Source organism: Dyadobacter diqingensis (assembly GCF_024220585.1).
Taxonomy (GTDB): domain Bacteria; phylum Bacteroidota; class Bacteroidia; order Cytophagales; family Spirosomataceae; genus Dyadobacter; species Dyadobacter diqingensis.
This window is the reverse complement of the sequence record NZ_JAMXKF010000006.1, coordinates 37,468-56,305: the sequence shown is the minus strand read 5'-3', so window position 1 is coordinate 56,305 and position 18,838 is coordinate 37,468. Positions and strand designations below refer to the sequence as shown.

Genomic DNA, 18,838 nt, shown 5'->3' with positions numbered 1-18,838 from the left:
AAATGGTTAACCGCGGAAATAATTTGATACCTGAACAATGATTACTTCCTCAATAAAAATCAGGAACATGGATATTACAACAGAGCTGTTGGCAGCTTTTCCCACGCCTTCCGTTCCTTTGGTGGCGTTATATCCCTGATAACATCCCACAATCCCGATTGTGAAGCCATAAGCGACGGCTTTTGCAACCGACGTTCCCAGATCCAGAAAAGTAATCTGCTCAAATGCCTTTTCAATAAAAGCGACAGCACTGGTGCCCTCATTAAGATAAACGTTTAGGAAAGCACCCATCAGTCCCACCAGTGTACAATAGAACATCAGGAGGGGTATAGTGATCGTTGAGGCAAGAACCCTTGTAACGACAAGAAATTTAAATGGATTGATCGCCGACACCTCCATCGCATCTATCTGCTCGGTTACCCGCATGGAGCCCAGCTCAGCACCGATACTTGAACCTACCTTACCCGCACTGATCAGTGCCGTGACCAATGCGGCCAGTGCGCGAACGATCGCAATAGATACCAGCGAAGGAAGCCAGGACGTAGCCCCAAACTCAGCAAGAGAAGGGCGGGACTGTTTGGTAAAAACCATTCCGGTAATAAAACCGGTAAGGCCTATAAGTACCAGGGATTTGTAGCCGATCGCGTAACACTGTTTGACTAATTCCTGAAATTCCATGCGGCCCCGGAAGGCTTCTACGAAAAACCGGATAAAAAACTTGTAGCCATTGTATACTGACAGCAGGGCATGATCTAAATTTTTGGTAAAAACATGTTCTTTTTGTTTCGCGCTCATCAAAAGTTATTGCAAAGGTTGATTACCTATATTACGGCATTAAGTTGTTGTAGTCTCGCTGCGTGTGTATCGTTTTTTTGTAATAGCAAAAATTATTCCATGACATTCAATTTATCCAATATTTATGAAAAAGACGGATAAAAGAAATTGTCTGTGATAAGTGGCAATGATTTGGGATAGTAAGATAATGTATTCAATTCCCGAAACGGGAAGTCCTGGGATCCGTAAACGCAACATGATGTTTTGAATTCAATTATGGCGATAAACCGGAAGTTTTTTGGATCCGTCGGGCAGCTAAATATCGGATTATTATGGATAAGGACAAGCTTTTTGCAGTTAATTTAACAGAGGAATAACGAATAATTCCTCTGTTAAATTAATAATTATTTCAAAGGCTGCGCTTTAACGCCTTCATTTGTAATTTTCACAGGGTTGATAAAACCTTTCTCGTCAAAGGTCATTAAGTCCACACATGTCACACGGTGGTTACCATCTGTTTCGGTTAACGGACGGCGGTGATAAACAATATACCACTCATCTTTTCCCGGAACTTGAATGATTGAATGGTGTCCCGCTCCGGTTGCCACTTTGGGATCCTGCTGAAGAATCTTTCCAATCCTTTCGAAAGGACCAAAAGGGGAGTCTGAAATGGCGTAGGCAACCGAGTAATTAGGGCCGGTCCAACCGCCTTCGGACCACATGAAATAGTATTTGCCGTTGCGGATAAACATAAATGGCCCTTCAACGTAACTGGCCGGCGTAATCTCCCGGAAAATTTTTCCGTCTTCAAAGGGAATAAACCCGGTGAAATCATTTTTCAGTTTGGCAACATTGCAGTGTTTCCAGCCGCCATAATAAAGATAATGCTGGCCATCTTTATCCTTGAAAACAAACTGGTCAATTGGCTGAGCACCGTTGTGAAATTTATCAATCAATGGTTTGCCCAGATAATCCTTGAAAGGCCCTTCCGGTTTATCAGCAACTGCAACACCGATTCCGCCTGATTCTTTATCACTCTGGATATCGTTGGCACCGAAGAACATGAAATATTTTTTGTCCTTCTCAATAATGGAAGGAGCCCAAACCGCCTTTTTTGCCCATTTCACATGTAAAGTATCTAAAACCTTCTCATGTTTTTTCCAGGTCACCAGATCTTTTGATGAAAAAGCATCGAAGAAAACCTGATCCTTGTAAGGAGCTGAATAAGTAGGGTAGATCCAGTAATCTTTTCCACCCTTGGGGTTGTTGAATATAATACCCTCAGGATCTGCATACCAGCCAGGGAACACAGGATTGCCGGATGTCTTTTTTGCGTTTTGGGAATAGGATGATGCGGTAATTAATGACAGGAAAACGAATAAGAGTTGTTTTTTCATAGATTAATTTTTTTGCTGCAAGTTAAGAGCAGTCACAACGAATTCAAATTGTTCACCTGTTTTTGACCGATTTAATAATCATTTCCCGCGCCGCCTCCGCCGAAATCACCACCGCCAAATTCAAGATTTTTTTCTGCGGGTGCCTGTCCGAAATGATGTGCGACCAACATTGCTTCCAGATTGGCGAGATCTCGTTTTTCCAGCTTTTCATCAGTCAGGCCAAATTTTGGCGTTTTGAAATACTGGATACAGAAACCGGCAAGCCCAATCAGCAGCGCACCTGCAACTGATAGTAAAACTTCTATTGGGATGATGTCAAAGTAGTAGCGGTAAGTAAAACAAGAAAAAGCGGTAATCAGCAGGCCTATAATCAGCAGGACCCTGTCTTTGTTTTTCAATCCCAGGACGACATAAAGCAGGGGGATAGCAGCCGTCAGTAAGTAAAACAACGTCGAGAAAGGAATTTGCGGAGCGACAGGCGACAATAAATCTGCGAGCAGCGCATTGCCTTCCCGTACCACATAATAATTTCCGCCAAGGTAAAATACCACGAGGGCGACAATTTCAATGACTGTCTGGCTATCCCGGTAATAGACATCAAGTTTTTTTCTGTTCAGCGAATAAATGATCCCCGAGATGATCATCATTGCAAATGGTAGTAAAGCTTTTCCCAGCGGAAAGCCGATCATCAGATTGGCAAAAAAGGCATAGAGTACGATGACGCCGATAAGCGTTGTGAAAATATCCGCATAACGGAGGCAGACAAATACGTGAATGACGAGTATGAATACACAATATTGCCAGATTTTCAGGTCTTCGAAAATGATAAATATTGGAATAATTGCGGCACCTGTGGCCATGTAAAGCAAAGCATTATCAATACCCGAGTGAAATAACTTTCGGTCTTTAATGAAATATTCCAGCACGAAGAAAAAGCAGGCGGCGCAAAGAATACTCAAAACTGCAAATGATTTTTCACCACCTCCGTCAAGGAAAAATAGAGAAATGAAACCGGTGAAAAAGCAGCCGGCGACCAGTGTAAACAGGAACAGGCCAATTTTTACAAAAATACCCGGGCGATAAAATGACTCTGGAAATTCAGTTTTGACCTGCTCAAACTGTGCCGTGGTAATCAGGTTTTTATCTTTCCAGGCCTGTGTAATTTGCTGTAAATTCAGATTTTGAACCCAGGTTTCGTTATATGCCTTTTTCATTTTTTCAGTCCTAAAATTTTCTTAACGTTTAACAGGAAAAAGATTACACCGATGCTGGTGAACAGGAAATAATAAATACTCAGAAAGCCAAGAACGGTATCCGGTAGTGACTCGAAAGCAGCATAGGTGAGAATGATGTAGCCGTAAACTACGCCCATGAGCAAAAATATCAGCGAATGCGTCTTTCGGGCAAACTGAACCAGGTAAACACACAGGAGCACGCCGATCAGGAAATAAATAATCTTTGGACTGCTCGTAAATAAGCCGATCATGCTGGCCAGAACCGCAAGGTTGCCACCGAGAAGAAGATAGGTGAAACCGAAGTGTTTTTTCAGGTTCCTGGTTTCGGAAAGCCAGCTGATTAGAGCCAGTGCAATCCCCAAAATAATTCCGGTAGTTGTAATGCCCGGCGCGGTGAAATCATTTTTTTCAAGAACAGCCAGCGGTGAAATTGTCAGACCAAGCCAGGAGGCCAGACCGGTAATGGCCATGGACAGTACGCCGCGGTGGTCGAAACGATAAGCAAGAACAAAGAATAACACCGTTGGAATGAATATTGCAATGCCGTATTGTGTGCCGAAAAAGTTGTACTGAAACTGTAAATATCCTTCCAGGATCAGGAAAAGTGTACAGCCCAGTAACAGAGCATGTTCTGAAAACCTTGTCGAATGATTTACTTCGTCCCAGCTAAATGGCTGCCGATGTCTGATCACATGATAAAAGCAGGCGAGTACCAACGCTGCAATAAGTGCAATGATAGCCTGGTGCCCGATGGTATCAATGTTTTTATAGATCAGTACGCCCAGCCCGGAGGTGAGCAAGGTTATCCCCAGATAAAGAAGTGACCGCAGTTCCCAGTGTATTGAAAAGGGTTTGGCTGTTTCATATTCGAGAATCTGAACGGCCTGTTCCTCGGGCATTATTCCTTTTTGTATGAGATTTTCCAGGATTGATTTGGTATCCATCGGTTTGAGTAGAGGTGGCAGTGAAAGTAAATAATTTATAAAGATAATTCATTCTTGGAATCTGTATATTGCCAATTAATAAGTAGTGTGTATGAAGTTATTTAAGTGCAGCAATTGCGGTCAGGCTGTGTATTTTGAGAATATCTATTGCCAGCATTGTCATTCTTCGCTCGGCTTTGAAACCGGTGAGCTGAAACTATATGCGCTGAAACCTGAAAACAACAAAAAGTACCGGCTAATAAATGGTATCCGGACTGATAATCAGTACAGTTATTGTCAGAATCACGGTTACAATGTGTGTAACTGGCTTGTACCCACGGGCAATAATTCTCCTTTTTGTGTAGCCTGCGATTTAAACCGCACGATTCCATATTTGGGACAAAAGGAAGATTATGACAAATGGTACCGCGTTGAGACGGCCAAGCGTCGCCTGATTCATTCCCTCCTAAGATTCGGGCTGGATGTCAAGAGTAAAAATGCTGACCCTTTTGGCGGAATTATGTTCGATTTTCTTGCCGATCGTAATCAGAACAACGGCAACAGAATTATGACCGGTCATGATAATGGGTTGATTACAATTAACATAGCAGAAGCTGACGACATTTATCGGGAAATGTCAAGGAATCAGATGAATGAAGTTTACAGAACGTTGCTCGGGCACTTCAGGCATGAGATCGGGCATTATTACTGGGATCTGCTTATCGGAAGAACTAACAAACTAAACGATTTCAGAAACTTGTTTGGTGATGAAAGGGCGGATTATGGTTTTGCACTGCAACAGTATTATTCCAATAATACGTCACGCATCTGGAAGAAGCAGTTTATCAGCAAATATGCCAGTGCGCATCCCTGGGAAGACTGGGCGGAAAGCTGGGCGCACTACATGCACATTGTTGATACGTTGGAAACGGCGGATTCTTTTGGCTTAAACGTGCGGCCAAAAGTAGCCAAACCTGATGACGATATGAGTACCTCTTTTGTTGACCCCTACACGGTTAAGAATTTTGACGATATCATCGATATGTGGCTTCCGCTTACGTTCGCGATGAACAGCCTGAACCGAAGTATGGGATTAAGAGACCTGTACCCCTTTGTCATCAGTAAAACAATTAAAGAAAAGCTACGGTTTATTCACCAGGTTGTGCGGGACGCCGGTAATTCTTCTTCAACTGGTTAGCCTTGAAAAGCATGCTAGAATCTTAGCACAAAATCTTCCTTGGCCTGCTCTTTCCTGAAAAAAACGAGCCCGATCCAAAACAGGTCAACAGTTAGGGTTACCTGTGGGTGCGCTTTGATTTCCTCCCAAGCCTTGGTCATTCCTTCCGACCAGTAAATATCATCAAAAATAAACAGGGAGTCGTTATGGGCATAGGGCAGACATTCTTCAAAATACCTTACAGTCGGCTCATAACGATGATTGGCATCAAAATAAGCATAATCGAGCTTACGATTGAGTTTTTGCAGCGCTGCCGGAAGCGTTTCGTCGATATTGCCAAGGACAACTTCAATATTTTCTACACCTGATTTCTCAAAATTCCTTTCCGCAACTTGGGCCGTTTGAGGGCAACCTTCAAAGGAGATAATTTTAGTACCCGGTTTCGCTTTGGACATGTACAAGGTGGTCAGGCCAAGTGATGTTCCCAGTTCCAGCATGGTTTCGGGTTGAAAATGACGGATAAGCCGGTGAAAAAGTTTTCCGAACCGCTCAGGTTTTTCTGCGTTTTTGGCAATGGTTTTTATTTTCCTCAGATTGGATTTGTTTACCCGTGACCCCGCCCCCAGATCCAGTATTTCTATTTCTTCATTGGAAGAAAGTAATTCGTTGCGAAGTAGTTTCAGATCATCGTAATCCGGGTGGTTGTCGTTTTTAACCTTGATAACTTTGGTATACAGATCAAAAAGAAAGGGCGAGTGAATAGCATGTTCATTCCCGGAACGCAGGAGGTACTTGAAATAAGAAGTAATCAATTGAGGTATTTTTTAATTATATTTTCTTTCGGCCGTCAAATTTACGCCGAAAGTTTTAGTTTAATCTATAAGGAACAACCAGCGAAAACGCAGGGATAATGACATGAAACTGACGACCATCTAAAACACGCTCCATCAGATAGGTTCCGGACATTTTGCCCAGATCCGTACGCAAATTGCATCCTGAGACATAATCGTGTACATCACCCGGTTCAAGAACGGGCTGCAAACCCACAATACCTTCCCCTTCAACCTCGCGGACGGTACCATTAGCATCGTAAATTAACCAATGTCTGCGGAGCAGTTTAACTGTATGCTCACTGTGATTTTCAATGAGTATCTTATAGGTAAATACAAAATGATCCTGCCGTGGATTGGAGTAATCAGGCTGATATTCTGTCAATACGGTGACTTTAACGCCATCTGTTACTTTCGAAACCATATGCATTAAGAATAGTGATGAATATCCGGGTTAATTTTGGAGGATTTGCTCTATCTTTTGCAAAACACCAATATAAACGAAAATAGTCATCAATTGCGGATAAAACCAAATCAAAAATCAATTAATTTGTTTTTTTAATTCAATTATGAAAAGTATGGATGTTAAAATAGAGGAATCCTGGAAAAAGCGACTGGCAACGGAATTTGAAAAACCATATTTTGTTTCGCTTACGGAATTTGTCAAAAAGGAGTATGCCAGCAAGCAGGTCTTTCCACCGGCCAGGCAAATTTTCAGCGCATTTAATCATTGTAGTTTTGACAATTGCGAAGTTGTGATTCTTGGTCAGGATCCTTACCATGGTTTCGGTCAGGCAAACGGACTTTGTTTTTCGGTAAATGACGACGTGAGAATGCCGCCTTCTCTGATCAATATTTTTAAAGAGATTAAGGAAGATCTTGGGAAACCAGTTCCTAAAACCGGAAATCTTGAACGCTGGGCGTCACAGGGCGTGCTTTTGCTCAATGCCACCTTAACCGTGGAGTCTGGCAAGGCGGGCTCGCATCAGAACATGGGATGGGAAACTTTCACCAATGCGGTGATCAAATGTTTGTCAGACGAAAAAAAGGATATTGTCTTCATGCTATGGGGACGTTATGCACAGGAAAAGGGCAAAATCATCGACGAAAACAAACATTATGTGCTCAAAGCAAAACATCCTTCACCAATGGCCGCTAATGGGGGAGGATGGTTCGGTTGTAAACATTTCAGCAAAGCCAACGACTATCTTGAACAAAAAGGACTTAAAAGGATTGATTGGTGATCAAAAAAAAGAGTCGGGAATTCCCGACTCTTTTTAATAATTTTCACTCCTATTACTATTTAATAATTATCTCTCGATACTAGAATTCATCTCTAACACTTTGTCCCAGTGAGCTTCATTGCTTTTCACAAATTCCTTGCGATCTGCGTTGGATGCATACTGTTTCGCGGCATCATTTGTCCGGAAAGTCAGGTAATGGATCACGTCGTAATCACTCTGCGTTCCTTCTGATTTTTGAACACGTCCTGCTGAATAACCAACAACATCATTAACGTTGTTTTTCAGAGCAGCGAAATCACGCATGTGTTTTTCGATTTCCTCTGATGTTGTACCAGGTTTAAACTTGATACAAACTACGCGTTGTGTTTCTGCTGGTTTATGCGGAACATAAGCTCCGTAAATGATGAGCATGAACACGCTCAAAACAAATACTGGAAGTAAATATCCTAATGTTTTATTTTTTGTTCTCATTATTTCTAAGTTGGATAACCATCTGGTTTTATTGTTAAGCAAAAATATAATAAATATTTCATATTGCATTATTTTGATAAATAATATAATATATATTGTTTATTGGGTGTTTTTTGAAATATTTATACTGTTAAAGTCTTAACTGCCGTAGATTATTTCCCTTACTTGTGTACTGGATTTTTGTCTCTTGATAAACTGCGCGTGATAAAAATGGGTAAGTTTTTTTGAAAAAGTTAAGAAAAATGAAAATCAGGTTTATTTTCACATGAAAACGTGACTTTTTTTATGTTTTTCGGTATAAAATGGTGTTTAAATGGTATGTTACTACACCAAACTTTATATGGAAATCCGTCACGTATTTTTCGAAAAAAAATCAAAAATTTTTAAGTTTTTTTTCGGAAAATCGCTGATTTTGGGTTGTGCCGGGCTTTTTTTGATGTTTTCATTTGGGTTTCAGGCATGGTGGGGCTTCTGGGCGCACCGCAGAATTAACCGGCTGGCAGTTTTCAGGCTTCCGCCCGGGATGCAGTATTTTTACAAAAAGCATATTGATTACCTTACCGAGAATGCTGTCAATCCTGACAGGCGACGTTATGCCGTTGTGGGCGAGGCGGAAAGACACTTTATTGACCTTGATGTATATGGCGACAGTGCGTCTGTCCTGCCGAAATTCTGGCCGGCGGCGGTTAAGAAAATAGGAGAGGATAGTCTACGAAAACATGGCATTGTACCCTGGCATATTCAGACAGCATGTTTTCAGTTAACCGAGGCATTCAAGGATAAGGATCCGAAGCGGATTTTAAGCATTTCCGCAGACCTAGGGCACTACATTGCAGATGCGAACGTCCCTTTGCATACTACCAGAAACTACAATGGGCAGCTGACCAAACAAGACGGTATTCATGCATTTTGGGAATCCCGGCTCCCCGAATTGTATGCTGTGGATTATGATCTGTGGATCGGGCAGGCCACTTATGTCGATAACGTCAGCGAGGCCGTATGGACCGCCGTGAACCGCGCGCATGCGGCCAGTGATTCTGTTTTTTTGCTGGAAAGGCAACTGAGTGAGTCATTTGCTCACGATAAGAAGTTTAGTTATGAACCAAGAAATAATGTGCTTGTAAGAACCTACTCAGAAGATTTCTCGCGTGCTTATCATGAACGTTTAAAGGGACAGGTACAACGCCAGATGCGATCATCTGTGGAGATGGTAGGCAACTTATGGTTTACATGCTGGATTAACGCGGGGCAGCCGGACTTATCCGAAATGAATAACTTCTCGTTTAATGAGACGGATAAAAAAGCAGAAGCCGCCGAACAACGAAGTTGGTGGCGGCGGCTTCTGCATATCAGGTCGGAAAGTGAATATTAAAGGCTTACTTGAAAACAAGCTTCTTCATGTATTCTGCGTCGTTTCCGATACTTGTCAAAACAGGTCCGGGATATTCCTCCTGCTCTACGATAAACTGCGTGATGCCTGAGTCGGAAGCGACTTTCAGCAAACTTGCGAAGTCAATTTCTCCTTTTCCTAAATCCGTAGAATGGTGCTTAGGTGTGCTCACCAGGTCTTTGATATGACAAAGGTCATAACGGCCGGCGTATTTTTTTAAATGCGCCACCGGGTCAGTACCCGCTGCAACGATCCACATCAAGTCAAGTTCGAAATGAACCAGAGATTTATCGGTATTGTCCAGTAGAAGTTCCTGAGGGATTTTTCCGTCTTGTACTTTAAATGAATAATCGTGGTTGTGATATCCGAATTTGATACCTGCTTTTTTGCAGATCTCACCTCTTTTATTGAATTCTTCTGCACGCTTGTTCCATTCGTCCAACGTTTTTTGCGGGCCGATGTATGGCTGCAACACATAACTCAAACCAGCTTCCGCAGCCTCCGCAGCGGTTTTTTCAAGATCTTTTGTTGTGTCAGCATGCGTACTTACGATAGTCATGCCAAGCTCATCCATGTAAGCTTTGAATTCTTTTGGCTTCATGCCCCATAAAAATCCTTTGTCGCCCGCATAGCTTTCTACCTTTTTATAACCCAAACCAGCTATTTGCTTTAAAACACCTTTTGGATCGGCTCCGATGATGTCACGAACGCTGTATAATTGTAATCCGAAATCAGGAATTGACGGTGCTCCCGAAATTGATGCCGACGCCACACCTGTTGAATCGGTACTTTCAGAAGTCTTTTCTTTTGATCCTCCACATGACGAGATGGAGAAAACAAGCGTGCCGGCTGCGGCAGCGCCAGCGGATTTTAAGAATAACCTACGGTTATAAGTCATAAAAGGTACTGTTAAATGTTAAAAGGAATTAATTAGGTTTAAAACAGGATTTGGGCCTGTTTTATTTTGATTTTTCGAAAGAGCTGCGGAAATATTTAACGCTTTTTGCTACTTCGGCGCTGCTGTTTTCCCAATGGTACTCATACTCAGCCGATATAGGTCCTTTGAATTTCTGACGTTTCAGTTCAACAATTACAGCATCTACTTTGCTGTCGCCACCGCCCCAGATCACATCATGATATTTTCCGTCTGGCGTATCTTTTACGACATCTTTAAAGTGAGAACCGAATACATGTCCGTTCAGTTTTTTCAGACACTCCACAGGATCAAGACCGGAACGCACCCAATGACCAATATCTGAACAAGATCCGATGAATTTGCTTTGAACAGCATATTTAAGGACGGTGTCCGGATGCCAGTAACGGGACGGTTTTGGGTGGTTGTGCAAAGCTACCTTAATCTTATACTTGTCCGCAAGGGGCGCGATATAAGCAAATTGTTCCGGTTTTGGCTCCGTATTGATATTCAGGATACCCATATCTTTTGCAAATTCAAACAATGTTTTCCATTCTTCTTCATCTTTTGCGTTAACGACACCAAACGCAGTGATGGTAATACCATGTTTTTTCAAAAGATTTTTCACCTCCTGGCGTTTGGCAGCATCCATTTTAAAATCCATGGTACCTTCCAGTCCGCCACCCAGTTTTTGCCCCGGAAAAGCCTCGACATATTTTAACCCACAGCTGTCAATTTTTCTGAGGGCTTCGTCAAAGGTGAATAAGCGGAACGTATAAGACTGAGCGCCAAGCTTCCAGCCAATTTTGTCTTCCGGATTTTTTTGAGCAATTGCCGCGAAACTGCATAGCGCAAACAGGCAGCAAAGAATAGTAGATTTAGAAAACTGCATAAGATTGTATTATAATGTAAAATAAACACATTGAAAAGGTCAGGTATATTTCGAACTACTCAATATTTGTGTTTTCCGGGTAACGGAAGTTTATTGGTTTACATCATTTTCATTAAAATCTGCCAGGAGAATTTTGAAAGTTACCAGCAGCTGGCCAAAGTGCCTCGTGGTGTGCTCGGCCGCATGGAATAAGAGCCCAAGCTGTGTGGATGGAATGTGAGCACGACCAACGCCACGAACGTCCAGCAGGGTAGCAGAGTCAGTCTGTTTTATCTGATCAAGAGCCGCCGCGAATTGTTTGTTTAAAATAGCTAACAAATCGTTAAAGGTGCATCCGGGAAAAGGTTCTTGTCCTTCCTGTTGCAGATAAGCTAGTTGATCTTCTGTGAGGGATTGTCCTTTGGCATAAGTTAAAAGCCGGTTCAGTACGCCTGCCAAATGCTGCATGTGAAAACCTACTGAGGCTAGTCCGGCCGGTTTTTGCCATAAGCATTGAGATGGAAAATTTTTGTCCAGCGCATTCACTTCTTCCTGTACCTGCAAAAGGGCGTGCGCCACTGGCTGCAACATGGGAGATATACCTTCAAGAGGCCCTCTGAGCCATACTTCTAACTTGTGCTGATTTTCCATTCGGAAAAATAACAAAAAAAGGGGCTCTTTTACAAGCCCCTTTTCGATTCATATATTGGTGTCAGAAATATCTAAAAGATTATTTCGCGATATCAATTTGTACTGCCTTACCTTTAATGGTGTTTCCGTCCATAGCGCGCAATACCGTACGGGCATCACGTTCTGGTACGTCAACAAAGGTAAATTTGTCATAAATATCAATGGCTCCGATTGTCTTTCCAGGAATGTTTGCTTCACCGGCGATCGCTCCAACGATATCACGTGGCATGATATGGTCTTTACGTCCAAGGCTTAGGAACAAACGAGTCATACCAGCTTCCGGTGCCGCAGTGCGTTTTGATTCGCCATCACGTTCACGTGGTGCACGAGATTCTCCGCTGCGTTCTCTGCTTGCAAAACGATCGCTCCCTCCACGACGGTCTCCGTCTCTTCCACCATCACGGCCACCTCTTTCGAAACGGCTGCCTCCTGATGAACGACGTTCAAAACGGTCGTTTCCACCTTCACGGCGTTCTCCGCCACGTCTTTCTTCCCAAGCCAGGTTACCATCAGAATATTCATTTTTCTGAACGCCCATGATTTGTTTAGCAAGTGCAGCAACGATTTGCTCTGTTGAGTATCCGCTGTGGCGCAACATTTCCAATACATCTTCGTACAGGTCAATGTCACCTTCCTGGATTGCAGCAGAAATACTTTCTACAAAACGTGCTTTACGAACACCAACGATATCTTCATAAGAAGGAATAACGCCTTTTTCGATTTTCACTTTTGTATAACTCTCGATTGATTTCAAACGGAATTTTTCATCACGAGCTACCAGAGAGAAAGCTTTTCCGGACATACCGGCACGACCTGTACGGCCGATACGGTGTACGTAATATTCTTCATCCAAAGGAATATCGTAGTTGATAACCCCGTCAAGACCGCTTACGTCGATACCACGTGCAGCTACGTCAGTCGCAACAAGGATGGTTGTAACACCCGCCTTAAATTTGCTCATTACATTGCTACGCTGCTGCTGACGCAAGTCACCATGGATACCTTCTGACGCATAACCACGAAGCTGAAGGTCTTCAACGATTTCATCTACCTTACGTTTTGTATTACAGAATACAAGTAATGATTTCAGGTGATACATATCGATCAGACGAGTCATTACTTCCACTTTTGCCTGTGGTTTCACTTCAAAACAAACCTGCTCGATGTTAACGTTGGTAAGCTCGTTACGAACTACTTTAATCAACACAGGATCGTTGAGGAAACGTTTTGTGATTGACATGATAGGCTTAGACATGGTAGCCGAGAAAAGAATCGTCTGGCGATCTTCCGGCATGTCGGCCAAAATGCTTTCGATGTCTTCACGGAAGCCCATATCCAACATTTCATCCGCCTCGTCAAGTACCATCATACGTACTTCATCAAACTTCAAAGTACGGCGTTGCATGTGATCCATTACACGGCCAGGAGTTCCTACAACAATATGAACACCTCTTTTCAATGAACGGATCTGGCGATCGATTGAATCACCACCATATATAGCTTCAATTCTTATTCCACGCTGAAATTTCGCAAGTCTTCCCAATTCTTCGGAAACTTGTACAGCTAATTCTCTTGTAGGGCAAAGTATAAGTGCCTGAACCGCATTGCTAGAAGTGTCAATACGTTCAAGGACAGGTATTCCAAAGGCAGCAGTTTTTCCGGTTCCCGTTTGAGCCTGACCAATTACGTCAGAACCTTGCATTACAGCAGGGATACCTTGCGCTTGTATTGGAGAGGGTTTTGTGAAACCCATTTCAGTTAAGGCTTTAAGGATGTTTTCTGAGAGTCCTAAATCAGCGAAGGTCTCAAAATCTTCAATTGTCTCAATTGTTTCAGTTGTCATCTATCTTATTGTTATTAAAATTCTTTAAAAATGATTTAATAGAAGGTGGCAGACATTAGATTCCCTCAATACCGAAATCTGATTATTATTCATGACGAATAACCAAATTTGATACTTAAACAATCTGCACAATTTGAAATCATATCTGCTTGTTAAGGTAAACCAGACGAGGCCGATTTGGTACAACAAACCTGATGACGATCAGTTTTTCTTAGTTCAAAGGGGATTGCGCAAAGCCCACCACTAGACATCCGTGGGGCTCTGCATGACGAAACGGGTAAAAACCAACCAGGCGTTTTAAAGGTTGGTGGCGCAAACTATCGCCGAACCGTTTTAGAAGCAGAGAAGCGAACGGATGTTCGTTCTAATTTTTTACAAAAGTAAGAATAAAATCTGAATAATCAAGTAATTAGAAAATAATAATTGTAATATTTTTAGAAACGATAATTCGGACACATCCGGTGGGACGTTGAAATCATTGCTGTGAATGCCATAATTAACTTTTTTTATTATTTCGGGCACAGTTACCTTTTTGTATTAAGCCCGTATAAAGGATAAAATCACCTGTTTTGGTGAAGGTATAATCATTCACAACTATATACATACGACAATGAAAAAGTTCTTTTTGGGTGCACTCCTCGGTGTTTCGACCTTAACCGCTCAGGCTCAGAGTAATTCAATTCTGGTTTATGGAAATCTTGGGATCAACAGCAGCAAATCAGCAGCAGGTATTAAAACAAACAGCTTTTCTTTTTCGCCGGCAGTGGGTTATCAGTGGAATGATCATTGGACGGCCGGCGTCAATCTGAAAACGGAGAGCTGGAAGACCGGATCTCCGGAAATAAAATCCAGTGTATTTGGCGCCGGGCCATTTATTCGTTATGCTCACCCATTGTCGGATATCTTTGCGGTTTATGGACAATTGAATACCAATTTTTTATCGGGAAAAACAGCGGGAGTTAAAATGAACGGGGCAGAGGCCACTCTTTTTCCCGCGATTGGTGTCAATTTGAAAAACGGCTTTGCGTTGAATTTTAATTTTGGAAGTCTCGGCTTTACGTCGGCGAAAGTAAAAGGCCAGGAGAAGAGCAACAGTTTCGGATTAAATTTCGGAAGTGGGGCCGGGTTTGGTATTTCCAAAAACTTCGGATTATAAAATCCATTAAACCACAAGGGCTGCGTTGTTTCCGACGCAGCCCTTGTTTTGCAATCATATATAAATCAGAGCACTTCACTCACCTCTGTATAAGGTAGGTTCCATGCCTCGGAAACGCCTTTGAAAACAATCTTTCCTTTCACGACGTTAAGTCCTTTGCGTAACTCCTCATTGCCGGCACATGCATTTTTCCAGCCTTTATTGGCCAGCTGCAAAGCGTAAGGAAGGGTGGCATTGGTTAACGCGAGGGTAGAAGTATAAGGAACGGCACCTGGCATGTTGGCCACACAATAGTGAACAACGCCGTCTACTTCATAAATAGGATCTTCGTGTGTAGTTGCATGCGAAGTTTCGAAACATCCGCCCTGATCGATAGCCACGTCAACCATAACGGTTCCGGGTTTCATCAGTTTCAACATGTCTTTTGTGATCAGTGAAGGAGCTTTGGCACCAGGTATCAAAACGCCGCCTATAATAAGGATAGAGCTTTGGATCAGTTCACGGATGTTATATTCATTAGACATCACGGTATCGACGTTGGCCGGCATGATGTCTTCCAGATAACGCAAACGTGCAAGGCTGATATCCACGATCGTAACATTGGCACCGAGACCAGCCGCCATTTTCGCAGCCTGCGTTCCCACAATGCCACCACCCAGCACAAGAACATTTGCCGGTTTTACACCCGCAACACCGCCAAGTAAAATCCCGAATCCGCCCATGGGTTTTTCAAGAAATTTCGCACCTTCCTGAATAGCCATACGACCCGCAACCTCACTCATCGGGATCAACAAAGGAAGACTTCTGTCTGTCCGCTCTACCGTCTCATATGCAAGACAAACCGCTTTGCGCTCGATCATCGCTTTTGTCAGCGGTTCGGAAGAAGCAAAGTGGAAATATGTAAATAGTAACTGATCTTCTTTGATTAAGGCATACTCGCTTTCAATCGGCTCTTTTACCTTAACGATCATCTCAGCAATTGCATAAACTTCCTCAATTGTCGAAAGAATGGTCGCTCCGGATTCGGCATATTGTTCGTCTGTAAAACCGCTTCCCTTGCCAGCCTCAGTCTGAACATAAACCGTATGGCCGTGTTTGCGAAATTCAGTTACTCCGGCTGGCGTAACGGCCACCCGGTTTTCATTGTTTTTGATTTCTTTCGGAACGCCGATGATCATAGTAATAGTAATTTTATATTTTGGAAAAGAGTGAATTCAAATGGTGCTGTAAAAGTACCGGATTGCGGAAAAACATTCTTTTGTAGTATTAAAATATAGAAAAAAAAACTGTTTGAGGTATTTTGTCAGGGAAAATATTCTTTCATTTACCGTAAAATAAACCACCACTGAAAAAAAATACTTTCTATGGCATTAGATTCTACGGATCGCCGCATTCTGGAACTGCTTCAGGAGAACTCGCAATTCACGATGAAGGAAATTGCAAACCAGATAAATTTGTCCGTTACGCCGGTTCATGACCGTATTCGAAAGCTCGAACGGGAAGGTTATATCGATAAGTATGTTTGTCTTTTAAACCGCCGGAAACTCGGAAAATCGCTGATTGTTTATTGTAATATTACACTGGACAAACAAAAACGAGAGAGCTTCGAAGACTTCAACCAGGCGATTGTTAATATGAGCGAAGTTTTGGAATGCTCGGTTGTTTCAGGCAATTTTGACTATATGCTCAAAGTGGTGGTGGAAGACGGGGAAGCTTACAATCAATTTTACCAGCATAAACTTTCTGCCCTAAAAAGTGTGTTACACATCAGCAGCTATTTCGTTATATCCGAAATAAAGTATTCGACAGGTATTTCGGTTCGTTAGCGTTGTGATGTTTTGTTTAATAAGCCATGGTCAAAGTATTGTTTACAAGCGTATTATCGATTTTTTTTCGGTAATCGACGCTAAAAATCAACCAGATGAATAAAAATTTTAAAGATGGTCTGAACCTCATGTCGAAGGTTACTCCTAAGCGTGCATGGAATGCCATTCAAATATTAAGCAGTTATTTTTACTCAAAATCTACCGGCAGACCTGTTCATTGGGGGATGCCTATCGCCATTTCTTTCGAGCCAACGACTTCCTGTAATTTACGCTGTCCGGAATGTCCGAGCGGACTGCGTTCTTTCACACGTCCGACCGGGATGATGGAAGAAAAGCTCTACAAAAAAACGATCGACGAACTGGCAGATACTTTATTATATCTCATATTTTACTTTCAGGGCGAGCCTTATCTGCATCCAAAGTTTTTCGAACTGGTACAGTATGCTCACGACAAGGGTATTTATACGGCAACTTCCACGAATGCACATTATCTGACCGATGAAAAGGCCAGAAAAACTGTGGAGTCTGGGCTTGACCGTCTGATTATTTCTATTGATGGAACGACGCAGGATACTTACGAGCAGTATCGCATCGGCGGAAACCTTGAAAAGGTGCTGGAAGGGACACGTAATATCATCAAGTGGAAAAAGGAACTGAAATCAAGCACCCCGCATGTAATTTTCCAGTTTCTGGTGGTGAAACCCAATGAACATCAGATCGAAGATGTGAAAAAACTGGCTGAGGAAATGGGTGTGGATGAAGTAGGGTTGAAAACGGCGCAGATCTACGACTATGAAGAAGGTTCGGATCTGATACCGACCATCGATAAATATTCGCGTTATAAGAAAGAGGAAGGCGGAGGTTTTTCTATCAAAAACAAGTTTGTTGACCATTGCTGGAAAATGTGGCACTCCTGTGTCATTACCTGGGACGGCGCGGTGGTTCCCTGTTGTTTTGACAAGGATGCGGAATATCAGTTGGGCGATATGAAGCGGACCAGCTTCCGGGATTTGTGGCGCGGGAAGAAGTATACCGACTTTAGAGCGTCGCTGATCCGGTCGAGATCGGAGATCGAAATGTGCAAGAATTGCACTGAAGGAACACAAGTGTGGGCGTGAAACATTCGGTTTTTTGATATTTATTCCAAAAATTAACAAATATTAATACGATATAACATTCTGATATACAGGTTTTAAATAGTTATTATTAAAACTCCGTGGAACATTTTTTGGTGGTTTGCTCCGAATAATTGAAATTTGGCATTGGTAACTCACACAATTCATGGGCAAAGTAATTGCAATTGCAAACCAAAAAGGCGGAGTAGGTAAAACTACGACCGCGATTAATCTTGCTGCCAGCTTGGCAGCACTGGAATTCCGTACGCTTATTATTGACGCAGATCCGCAGGCGAATTCTACCTCAGGACTGGGATTTAACCCTCAGGAAATGCAGAACAGCATCTACGAATGTATGGTGGAGGATGTTCGTACAAGCGAGGTCATTTTGGAAACCGATTTCCCAAACCTCAATCTATTGCCGTCGCACATAGATCTGGTAGGAGCGGAGATCGAAATGATCAACCTTAAAAACCGCGAACAGCGCATGAAAGATGCGATTGCGGAAGTGCGCGACGAATACGATTTCATCATTATCGACTGTTCACCGTCTCTGGGTTTAATTACGATCAATAGTTTAACAGCGGCAGATTCTGTGATTGTACCCGTTCAGTGCGAATATTTTGCATTGGAGGGTTTAGGAAAACTCCTGAATACAATCACCATTATACAGTCACGACTCAACACAAATCTGGCGATTGAAGGTATCCTTTTAACCATGTACGACCTGCGTTTACGCTTGTCTAATCAGGTGGTTAACGAGGTTACGAGCCATTTCGAGTCGTTGGTATTTAATACAATCATTCCCCGCAACATTCGTTTAAGTGAATCGCCAAGTTATGGTATTCCTGTTTTGGCGCAGGATGCAGACAGCAAGGGTGCTATCAGCTATCTGAATCTGGCCAGAGAAATTCTGACTAAAAACGGATTGCTTTCTACGGATGCACATCAGGGAGTAAATTGATCAATTGTATTTAGGGGAG

The 18,838-nt window shown here is 42.6% G+C and carries 19 protein-coding genes; 7 read left to right on the top strand and 12 right to left on the bottom strand.

Annotated elements, in window-relative coordinates; all coding sequences use genetic code 11:
- Positions 1–6 precede the first annotated feature (6 nt).
- The 4 genes from M1L62_RS17335 to M1L62_RS17320 form a co-directional block, all read right to left on the bottom strand.
- Positions 7–795 (bottom strand): MlaE family ABC transporter permease, encoded by a 789-nt coding sequence (locus M1L62_RS17335; protein ID WP_254560877.1) that lies wholly within the window; start codon positions 793–795, stop codon positions 7–9.
- Between the two features lie 383 nt (positions 796–1,178).
- Positions 1,179–2,171 carry a glycoside hydrolase family 43 protein gene (locus M1L62_RS17330; protein WP_254560876.1) on the bottom strand — a complete coding sequence of 331 codons (993 nt, stop codon included), beginning with the start codon at positions 2,169–2,171 and terminating at the stop codon, positions 1,179–1,181.
- Between the two features lie 71 nt (positions 2,172–2,242).
- Positions 2,243–3,385, bottom strand: coding sequence for a hypothetical protein (locus tag M1L62_RS17325; protein WP_254560875.1), 1,143 nt, complete (start codon positions 3,383–3,385; stop codon positions 2,243–2,245).
- On the bottom strand, positions 3,382–4,350 hold the full coding sequence (locus M1L62_RS17320; RefSeq protein ID WP_254560874.1) for a DUF2157 domain-containing protein: 969 nt from the start codon (positions 4,348–4,350) through the stop codon (positions 3,382–3,384). The genes M1L62_RS17325 and M1L62_RS17320 overlap by 4 nt, the downstream gene beginning before the upstream one ends.
- A gap of 91 nt (positions 4,351–4,441) precedes the next feature.
- On the opposite strand from M1L62_RS17320, the gene M1L62_RS17315 reads away from it, so the two are divergent.
- On the top strand, positions 4,442–5,527 hold the full coding sequence (locus tag M1L62_RS17315) for a zinc-binding metallopeptidase family protein (RefSeq protein WP_254560873.1): 1,086 nt from the start codon (positions 4,442–4,444) through the stop codon (positions 5,525–5,527).
- A 14-nt stretch (positions 5,528–5,541) separates the two neighbouring features.
- On the opposite strand, the gene M1L62_RS17310 is transcribed toward M1L62_RS17315, so the two are convergent.
- A complete protein-coding gene (locus tag M1L62_RS17310) occupies positions 5,542–6,318 on the bottom strand; it encodes an O-methyltransferase (RefSeq protein ID WP_254560872.1) in 777 nt (258 codons plus the stop codon).
- A gap of 55 nt (positions 6,319–6,373) precedes the next feature.
- Positions 6,374–6,760 (bottom strand): Co2+/Mg2+ efflux facilitator ApaG/CorD, encoded by a 387-nt coding sequence (apaG, locus tag M1L62_RS17305; RefSeq protein WP_254560871.1) that lies wholly within the window; start codon positions 6,758–6,760, stop codon positions 6,374–6,376.
- Positions 6,761–6,914: 154 nt separating this feature from the next.
- Here apaG and ung point away from each other — a divergent pair, with 154 nt between their 5' ends.
- A complete protein-coding gene (gene ung, locus M1L62_RS17300; RefSeq protein WP_254560870.1) occupies positions 6,915–7,580 on the top strand; it encodes a uracil-DNA glycosylase in 666 nt (221 codons plus the stop codon).
- A gap of 66 nt (positions 7,581–7,646) precedes the next feature.
- Here ung and M1L62_RS17295 read toward each other — a convergent pair whose 3' ends face one another.
- Positions 7,647–8,051, bottom strand: a complete 405-nt coding sequence (locus M1L62_RS17295) for a Dabb family protein (protein WP_254560869.1) — start codon at positions 8,049–8,051, stop codon at positions 7,647–7,649.
- Positions 8,052–8,391: 340 nt separating this feature from the next.
- Here M1L62_RS17295 and M1L62_RS17290 point away from each other — a divergent pair, with 340 nt between their 5' ends.
- On the top strand, positions 8,392–9,423 hold the full coding sequence (locus tag M1L62_RS17290) for a zinc dependent phospholipase C family protein (RefSeq protein WP_254560868.1): 1,032 nt from the start codon (positions 8,392–8,394) through the stop codon (positions 9,421–9,423).
- 4 nt (positions 9,424–9,427) lie between these two features.
- Here M1L62_RS17290 and M1L62_RS17285 read toward each other — a convergent pair whose 3' ends face one another.
- The 4 genes from M1L62_RS17285 to M1L62_RS17270 form a co-directional block, all read right to left on the bottom strand.
- Positions 9,428–10,339, bottom strand: coding sequence for a TIM barrel protein (locus tag M1L62_RS17285; RefSeq protein WP_254560867.1), 912 nt, complete (start codon positions 10,337–10,339; stop codon positions 9,428–9,430).
- A 61-nt stretch (positions 10,340–10,400) separates the two neighbouring features.
- Positions 10,401–11,246 carry a sugar phosphate isomerase/epimerase family protein gene (locus tag M1L62_RS17280; protein WP_254560866.1) on the bottom strand — a complete coding sequence of 282 codons (846 nt, stop codon included), beginning with the start codon at positions 11,244–11,246 and terminating at the stop codon, positions 10,401–10,403.
- A 90-nt stretch (positions 11,247–11,336) separates the two neighbouring features.
- A complete protein-coding gene (locus M1L62_RS17275) occupies positions 11,337–11,876 on the bottom strand; it encodes a DinB family protein (RefSeq protein ID WP_254560865.1) in 540 nt (179 codons plus the stop codon).
- A 79-nt stretch (positions 11,877–11,955) separates the two neighbouring features.
- Entirely contained in the window at positions 11,956–13,758 is a 1,803-nt protein-coding gene (locus M1L62_RS17270; protein WP_254560864.1) for a DEAD/DEAH box helicase, read from the bottom strand.
- Between the two features lie 610 nt (positions 13,759–14,368).
- On the opposite strand from M1L62_RS17270, the gene M1L62_RS17265 reads away from it, so the two are divergent.
- Positions 14,369–14,914, top strand: a complete 546-nt coding sequence (locus M1L62_RS17265; RefSeq protein WP_254560863.1) for an outer membrane beta-barrel protein — start codon at positions 14,369–14,371, stop codon at positions 14,912–14,914.
- A 65-nt stretch (positions 14,915–14,979) separates the two neighbouring features.
- Here the strand turns inward: M1L62_RS17265 and ald are convergent, their stop codons facing one another.
- Positions 14,980–16,092 carry an alanine dehydrogenase gene (gene ald / locus M1L62_RS17260; protein WP_254560862.1) on the bottom strand — a complete coding sequence of 371 codons (1,113 nt, stop codon included), beginning with the start codon at positions 16,090–16,092 and terminating at the stop codon, positions 14,980–14,982.
- 186 nt (positions 16,093–16,278) lie between these two features.
- On the opposite strand from ald, the gene M1L62_RS17255 reads away from it, so the two are divergent.
- The 3 genes from M1L62_RS17255 to M1L62_RS17245 all read left to right on the top strand — a co-directional run bounded on the left by M1L62_RS17255 (position 16,279) and on the right by M1L62_RS17245 (position 18,819).
- The gene (locus M1L62_RS17255) at positions 16,279–16,740 is read left to right on the top strand and encodes an Lrp/AsnC family transcriptional regulator (protein WP_254560861.1); all 462 of its coding nucleotides are present in this window, start codon (positions 16,279–16,281) and stop codon (positions 16,738–16,740) included.
- A gap of 95 nt (positions 16,741–16,835) precedes the next feature.
- A complete protein-coding gene (locus M1L62_RS17250) occupies positions 16,836–17,858 on the top strand; it encodes an SPASM domain-containing protein (protein WP_254560860.1) in 1,023 nt (340 codons plus the stop codon).
- A gap of 163 nt (positions 17,859–18,021) precedes the next feature.
- A complete protein-coding gene (locus tag M1L62_RS17245; protein WP_254560859.1) occupies positions 18,022–18,819 on the top strand; it encodes a ParA family protein in 798 nt (265 codons plus the stop codon).
- Positions 18,820–18,838 lie beyond the last annotated feature (19 nt).

What these genes read in the sequence shown, in the direction of transcription:
- M1L62_RS17325 (WP_254560875.1), bottom strand. Translation starts at nt 3,385, where the DNA reads ATGAAAAAGGCATATAACGAAACCTGGGTTCAAAATCTGAATTTACAG.
- apaG (WP_254560871.1), bottom strand. Translation starts at nt 6,760, where the DNA reads ATGGTTTCGAAAGTAACAGATGGCGTTAAAGTCACCGTATTGACAGAA.
- M1L62_RS17295 (WP_254560869.1), bottom strand. Translation starts at nt 8,051, where the DNA reads ATGAGAACAAAAAATAAAACATTAGGATATTTACTTCCAGTATTTGTT.
- M1L62_RS17250 (WP_254560860.1), top strand. Translation starts at nt 16,836, where the DNA reads ATGAATAAAAATTTTAAAGATGGTCTGAACCTCATGTCGAAGGTTACT.
- M1L62_RS17255 (WP_254560861.1), top strand. Translation starts at nt 16,279, where the DNA reads ATGGCATTAGATTCTACGGATCGCCGCATTCTGGAACTGCTTCAGGAG.
- M1L62_RS17275 (WP_254560865.1), bottom strand. Translation starts at nt 11,876, where the DNA reads ATGGAAAATCAGCACAAGTTAGAAGTATGGCTCAGAGGGCCTCTTGAA.
- M1L62_RS17270 (WP_254560864.1), bottom strand. Translation starts at nt 13,758, where the DNA reads ATGACAACTGAAACAATTGAGACAATTGAAGATTTTGAGACCTTCGCT.
- M1L62_RS17265 (WP_254560863.1), top strand. Translation starts at nt 14,369, where the DNA reads ATGAAAAAGTTCTTTTTGGGTGCACTCCTCGGTGTTTCGACCTTAACC.
- M1L62_RS17245 (WP_254560859.1), top strand. Translation starts at nt 18,022, where the DNA reads ATGGGCAAAGTAATTGCAATTGCAAACCAAAAAGGCGGAGTAGGTAAA.
- M1L62_RS17285 (WP_254560867.1), bottom strand. Translation starts at nt 10,339, where the DNA reads ATGACTTATAACCGTAGGTTATTCTTAAAATCCGCTGGCGCTGCCGCA.
- M1L62_RS17330 (WP_254560876.1), bottom strand. Translation starts at nt 2,171, where the DNA reads ATGAAAAAACAACTCTTATTCGTTTTCCTGTCATTAATTACCGCATCA.
- M1L62_RS17315 (WP_254560873.1), top strand. Translation starts at nt 4,442, where the DNA reads ATGAAGTTATTTAAGTGCAGCAATTGCGGTCAGGCTGTGTATTTTGAG.
- ald (WP_254560862.1), bottom strand. Translation starts at nt 16,092, where the DNA reads ATGATCATCGGCGTTCCGAAAGAAATCAAAAACAATGAAAACCGGGTG.
- ung (WP_254560870.1), top strand. Translation starts at nt 6,915, where the DNA reads ATGGATGTTAAAATAGAGGAATCCTGGAAAAAGCGACTGGCAACGGAA.
- M1L62_RS17335 (WP_254560877.1), bottom strand. Translation starts at nt 795, where the DNA reads ATGAGCGCGAAACAAAAAGAACATGTTTTTACCAAAAATTTAGATCAT.
- M1L62_RS17320 (WP_254560874.1), bottom strand. Translation starts at nt 4,350, where the DNA reads ATGGATACCAAATCAATCCTGGAAAATCTCATACAAAAAGGAATAATG.
- M1L62_RS17280 (WP_254560866.1), bottom strand. Translation starts at nt 11,246, where the DNA reads ATGCAGTTTTCTAAATCTACTATTCTTTGCTGCCTGTTTGCGCTATGC.
- M1L62_RS17290 (WP_254560868.1), top strand. Translation starts at nt 8,392, where the DNA reads ATGGAAATCCGTCACGTATTTTTCGAAAAAAAATCAAAAATTTTTAAG.